This window comes from Methanogenium sp. MK-MG (genome assembly GCF_009914725.1).
GTDB lineage: Archaea > Halobacteriota > Methanomicrobia > Methanomicrobiales > Methanomicrobiaceae > Methanogenium.
The window spans coordinates 1-4740 of sequence record NZ_JAAAWJ010000107.1; the positions used below are offsets into that span (position 1 = coordinate 1).

A 4740-nucleotide genomic window follows, 5' to 3' on the forward strand; every position below is an offset into this window, starting at 1 on the left:
ATCTCATGCGGGTCAGCAAAGACTGTGGTGGTCCCGTGCGGGCAGACGGCCCGTGCATACTCTGCAGGAGTCAGCAGAGAGCTTTCAATATGCACATGGGCATCAATCAGGCCGGGGATGACACGTTTTCCCCGCAGATCAACAGTCTGTCCAGCAGCATACGTCCCAAACCCTGCGACACGCCCGTCTTTTACACCAAACGAGGCATTCTCTTCCCATTCCCCGGTAAACGGACAGAATACCCGGGCATTGATAAAAAACGTATCACAGGGTTCCTTACCTGCAGCTGCCCGAATAAACGAAGTCATCTTCAGACCTCAAGGTTCTCTATCACACAGCCAAGCCGCTCCCCGCCTTCCATCATATAGATATAAAAACGATAGGGGCCCGGTTGCAGGTCTGCGTCAAATATGACATCATTTATTCCTGCATCAAGATGCACGGGACGGACGATTTTATCCACCTCCACCTGTTTGAAATCAGAGAGATCAAAGACCGTTACCTGCATCACAGCATCCCTTGCTTCCCCTTTATTATCCACACCGACATGCACTCCATCACCGTCATACGATACCGTAGCGATGGAATATGAGAGACACCCGGCAGAGACGGCAACCACCGCCAGAAGAAGGATAAGACCAGTTACAACACCAATCCTGGACATAACTGATGTAAGTAAAACCCGGAACAAATTATACTATTTGCTTTGGCCCGGGGGCACACACATTCAGAAATACCGTTCCAGAAATTCATGCAGTGCTTCGGTAGTATTGCTACCGGTAACAGCTGAAATCTCCATAGAAAAGGCAGACCCTGTCACAGCACAATAACGGTCGGGGCGTGAATCAGGATGATCGCATTTGTTCAGAAACACGGCATAGGGATACCCGGAGACGCTGAGGGCGTGGCAAATTTGCTCAGTCAACCCATCCAGGTCACGTGTGGTATCAGCCACAACAATGGCCCCGTCCATACCACGGGAGATAATGCCACGGGCAAATTCAAACCGTTCCTGTCCCGGTGTGCCAAAGAGGTATATTTTCCGGTTATTGATCACTGTCCGGCCAAAATCAAGCCCGACTGTTGTCGGAATGTCACAGTTATTTGCTTCGACATGGTGAGATTCCGGATCAATTGCCTGAATAAATGATGATTTACCGGCATTATACGCACCGAAGATCACAATCTTAAGTCTGGAACAGTCCATTAATATTATCTGTTTGATTTATGTCTCATATAAAATTTTCATTGACATGGGGGCTGATTATCGGTTACAATCCGCAGACAGATGCAGTCACCAAAGAATCTGTCTGATGTCTTTATGTGTCAGGCACTGAAGGATTTTATCCTGTGTGCTTCAAAGACAGTATATACACATAGTCTCTACACGCGGACAGAAATAATCCCGGAAGATATGAGTGCCTAAACAGAAGAGATGGGCAGTGTTGTCCATGAACATAATGTAATGTGTATGGCAGAATGCCTGCATTAACAGAAACAGAGTAACAGGGTTAGTTGATATCACAATGGACACCAGAGAATTCCAGTCGGTTCTGCGCACGATAGAATCAAAGATCGGCATACAGTGTGCAAACTACAAAGCAGACTATCTCCAGCGGAGAATTCAGTCCAGAATGCGGATGAACGAAATGGATTCGTATACTGAGTATAATTCCCTCATCATCTCAAGCGCGAAAGAACAGGAAGCACTTCGGAACGCCCTCACCATCAATGTGACTAAATTCTGGCGGGACCAGGAGGTATTTGATCTCATTAAAAGTGAAGTTCTCCCCGAAATACGACGCAGGAAACAAAAGATCAGGATATGGAGTGCCGGATGTGCCACGGGCGAAGAGCCATACACCCTGGCCCTGATGTGCCATGAGGCCAAAGTGCTGTACCCGGATGTGCAGGTGACGATATTTGCATCAGACATCGACAGAGAGGCCCTGAAAAAGGCAGAGACGGGCATTTATCACAGAAAAGCACTGGAAAACCTATCTGAATCCCGGATTCGCAGGCATTTTGACAAACAGCAGGACGGGTCGTACCAGGTCAAAGATCATCTCAGGGATCTCGTGAAGTTCTCGCGCCATGACCTGATGAGCGGGCGGGCGGTGACCCAGTATCTGGATGTTATCCTCTGCAGAAATGTGACCATCTACTTCACCGAAAAACAGAAGGACGAACTCGCAAGGGTATTTGCACCGGCACTTACAGAAGGCGGATACTATGTCATGGGCAAGACGGAGTATATGGGCAGGGATGTGGAACAACTCTACGATCCATATAATTCGATTCAAAAGATATACCAGAAGAAAAAGAGGGGCGCCTGATCACCGCCTCCATATCAAAAGATCTTCAGCGCTTCCCATTATCACCCGCACCTTTCCTGTCGATATGAGAAATTTTATCCATCATTTCCTTCTTTTTCGTGGCCTCTTTCACCTGACTGAGCATAAACATAAGATTTATTCCAATCACCACAATGAGCATCGTGAGGCCGACTCCCACCAGGATGCCTTCTGATGTCAGAAACACAGAGACCAGCAGCACCACAAATGAGATCAGGTAAAATAGTATCCAGGTTCGTGATTCCTGCAGGTCCATAGATATTCAAAAATTGCAGCCCGATATTATTTAACTGTGCGTTTGCGTGCGTATTAAAACCCCTTCATACGCCTGAAAATCGAGAATAAAAGTTATCAGAAAGGCTGTACAAGATAATGATGTGAAACGGGCAGATATTCTCACCTTTGCTGGTGCAATCATCATTGTGGTCATCATCGCAGTGGCCTCCCAGGGACTCGACAGCATTTCCGGGATTGGCGGAATTTCCGGGTATTTTCAGCCTGACTCACCATATGAAAACCCTGCAGGCGAACTCCCGGCATATACCATGCAGGCAAAACCACAGGTATGGAATATTCCAAAAAACACTGACCTGGACACCGTCTATGTGAGTGGGCAGGGAGGCTATCCGGTCACTAATTTTCCGGCTGACATGACGCATTTTGGTGCATCAGACCCTGAGTATTCTGAGATATGGATGCCAGGGGAAATAGTTCAGTTTGCAACATATACCGGCCCGGGCAATGGATTTTCAGATATGTTTCAGATTCCGTTTGGATTCTGGCGGATAAATGTCAGCATGACGGCGGTCACCAAACCGGAAAGTTCCCAGCTGACCTGGGTGCTTGTGGACGGCGGGACCGGTACCATTCTCACCGGCAACCAGCAGCGGTATGGAGAACCTGTGAAAAAGACAGTCCAGGAATCGGGTGAAGCATTTTACTTCATCGTGAGTGCACAGGACGTAAACCAATATATCTTCAGTCTGGAAACAACAAAAGCGCAGTATGGTGACGCCCTGGTGCAGCCGGCAGTCAGGAGGCTCACAGGATTCCTGAACGCGGCATAAAAAAAGTAGTATCAGGGTTCAAGGGCCAGTTCGACAGACCGTTCAAGTGAGGTGATGAGCCCGGCAAAATTGGCATTCAGGGCCTTTGCCTCAGCGATATCCGAACGCATCTCCATCGGGACCAAAGTCATATTGATTCCGTTCATGTGGGTATCAGAGAGCGATAGTTTTGTGCGGGCAAGTTCAAGATTTCCCCGAGCGGCATGCATCTCAAGATACCAGTCAGCATACTGGTAGAGTTCTGCCGCGTCGCCTGCATTCAGGATGTGCACCTTGGCTGTTGCCACTTCACGGGCAGCAGAGACATATACCGTCTTTCCGAGAATCAGTTCACGCAGCGCATATGCGGCACTGGGTTCAGCAGATTCAGGGTTCGGCTGAATGGTATTCACAATCACATAGGCCTCGTTCAGGTCCACCTCTGCCTCCTGAAGTCTCGCATCAATCAGTTCAGGTGGACCGGTGTCCCAGTTTATTTCACTGATTCTCGTCTCTGCATGTTCATACAGAGCTGATGACGAGGAGTAGGCCTCCTCATCAGTAACACATCCGCAGATACAGATACCTGCAAGGAGAACGACGAGAGCACCGGATAAGAGCCAGGATGTATTCATCGGTGTATAATACCACTGCGGTATCGTTTATTCAGGCAGGAAGATACCAGGGAACTGTCTCCTCCGCTTAATTGTATCATCTATTATACCTTCTCGATGCTGATCCGGATTTTGTCACCGGCCTTCAGCCCGTGTCCCTTGGGCACATCAATGTTATACCAGAGGCCAAGCGGATTACCCTCAGTGACAGAGACCTCGTCAGACTGGGAGCCCTGATTCATGAGACAGTCTTTTTTTTCATCAATATTTGCGATGAATTCAATATCAGATACAAATTCCACGATTTTATCAGCCATGTAAAAGAAATTTCCCGTAATCATGTTAATGCTTTGGTTTAATGACCGGGATCAGGGAGGAAACAGATAGGATAAGTGGGGTTAATCAGTTCAGGCACGGGGTCAGACCTGAGCATTACTGAAAAATTATGCAGCACGCGGGAGAACACGCCATGTGGTGCTGTTCGAGTAACTCCAGCGGGATATATCAAGTTCGTCACATATTTCCGAGAGAATTGCCAGATTTGTGCCGACTTCTTTTGATGACAGACCCAGATCTTTTGCAATGTACTTGGATTTAAAGTAATGTTTTCCCGCTTCGAGCCCCAGCGCCAGATATGACAGGATCCGGTCCTGTGTTACTGAATACTGGTCAGAAATACGGTGTTTACGGTTCATCATTTCACTCCGGAAGTAATTCTCAATTAGA

At 47.8% G+C, this 4740-nt stretch carries 9 protein-coding genes; 2 read left to right on the plus strand and 7 right to left on the minus strand.

What is annotated here, in order from left to right; genetic code table 11:
* The 3 genes from MKMG_RS10590 to MKMG_RS10600 form a co-directional block, all read right to left on the minus strand.
* Positions 1-308: amidohydrolase family protein (locus tag MKMG_RS10590; protein ID WP_165077848.1), on the minus strand; the 308-nt coding region annotated here is incomplete at its 3' end.
* 2 nt (positions 309-310) lie between these two features.
* Positions 311-664, minus strand: coding sequence for a hypothetical protein (locus MKMG_RS10595; RefSeq protein ID WP_165077850.1), 354 nt, complete (start codon positions 662-664; stop codon positions 311-313).
* Between the two features lie 63 nt (positions 665-727).
* Complete coding sequence (locus MKMG_RS10600; protein ID WP_165077852.1) at positions 728-1207, minus strand: ATP/GTP-binding protein; 480 nt, start codon at positions 1205-1207, stop codon at positions 728-730.
* Positions 1208-1526: 319 nt separating this feature from the next.
* Here MKMG_RS10600 and MKMG_RS10605 point away from each other — a divergent pair, with 319 nt between their 5' ends.
* Positions 1527-2336 carry a protein-glutamate O-methyltransferase CheR gene (locus tag MKMG_RS10605; protein WP_165077853.1) on the plus strand — a complete coding sequence of 270 codons (810 nt, stop codon included), beginning with the start codon at positions 1527-1529 and terminating at the stop codon, positions 2334-2336.
* Positions 2337-2361: 25 nt separating this feature from the next.
* On the opposite strand, the gene MKMG_RS10610 is transcribed toward MKMG_RS10605, so the two are convergent.
* A complete protein-coding gene (locus tag MKMG_RS10610; protein ID WP_165077855.1) occupies positions 2362-2610 on the minus strand; it encodes a hypothetical protein in 249 nt (82 codons plus the stop codon).
* A gap of 121 nt (positions 2611-2731) precedes the next feature.
* Between MKMG_RS10610 and MKMG_RS10615 the strand changes: the two genes are divergently transcribed.
* Positions 2732-3421, plus strand: a complete 690-nt coding sequence (locus MKMG_RS10615; protein ID WP_165077857.1) for a hypothetical protein — start codon at positions 2732-2734, stop codon at positions 3419-3421.
* An 11-nt stretch (positions 3422-3432) separates the two neighbouring features.
* Here the strand turns inward: MKMG_RS10615 and MKMG_RS10620 are convergent, their stop codons facing one another.
* The 3 genes from MKMG_RS10620 to MKMG_RS10630 all read right to left on the minus strand — a co-directional run bounded on the left by MKMG_RS10620 (position 3433) and on the right by MKMG_RS10630 (position 4709).
* A complete protein-coding gene (locus tag MKMG_RS10620; RefSeq protein WP_165077858.1) occupies positions 3433-4035 on the minus strand; it encodes a hypothetical protein in 603 nt (200 codons plus the stop codon).
* 83 nt (positions 4036-4118) lie between these two features.
* Positions 4119-4331, minus strand: a complete 213-nt coding sequence (locus MKMG_RS10625; protein ID WP_165077859.1) for a hypothetical protein — start codon at positions 4329-4331, stop codon at positions 4119-4121.
* 126 nt (positions 4332-4457) lie between these two features.
* The gene (locus MKMG_RS10630) at positions 4458-4709 is read right to left on the minus strand and encodes a hypothetical protein (protein ID WP_165077860.1); all 252 of its coding nucleotides are present in this window, start codon (positions 4707-4709) and stop codon (positions 4458-4460) included.
* Positions 4710-4740 lie beyond the last annotated feature (31 nt).

What these genes read in the sequence shown, in the direction of transcription:
- MKMG_RS10595 (WP_165077850.1), bottom strand. Translation starts at nt 664, where the DNA reads ATGTCCAGGATTGGTGTTGTAACTGGTCTTATCCTTCTTCTGGCGGTG.
- MKMG_RS10610 (WP_165077855.1), bottom strand. Translation starts at nt 2,610, where the DNA reads ATGGACCTGCAGGAATCACGAACCTGGATACTATTTTACCTGATCTCA.
- MKMG_RS10620 (WP_165077858.1), bottom strand. Translation starts at nt 4,035, where the DNA reads ATGAATACATCCTGGCTCTTATCCGGTGCTCTCGTCGTTCTCCTTGCA.
- MKMG_RS10630 (WP_165077860.1), bottom strand. Translation starts at nt 4,709, where the DNA reads ATGAACCGTAAACACCGTATTTCTGACCAGTATTCAGTAACACAGGAC.
- MKMG_RS10625 (WP_165077859.1), bottom strand. Translation starts at nt 4,331, where the DNA reads ATGGCTGATAAAATCGTGGAATTTGTATCTGATATTGAATTCATCGCA.
- MKMG_RS10605 (WP_165077853.1), top strand. Translation starts at nt 1,527, where the DNA reads ATGGACACCAGAGAATTCCAGTCGGTTCTGCGCACGATAGAATCAAAG.
- MKMG_RS10600 (WP_165077852.1), bottom strand. Translation starts at nt 1,207, where the DNA reads ATGGACTGTTCCAGACTTAAGATTGTGATCTTCGGTGCGTATAATGCC.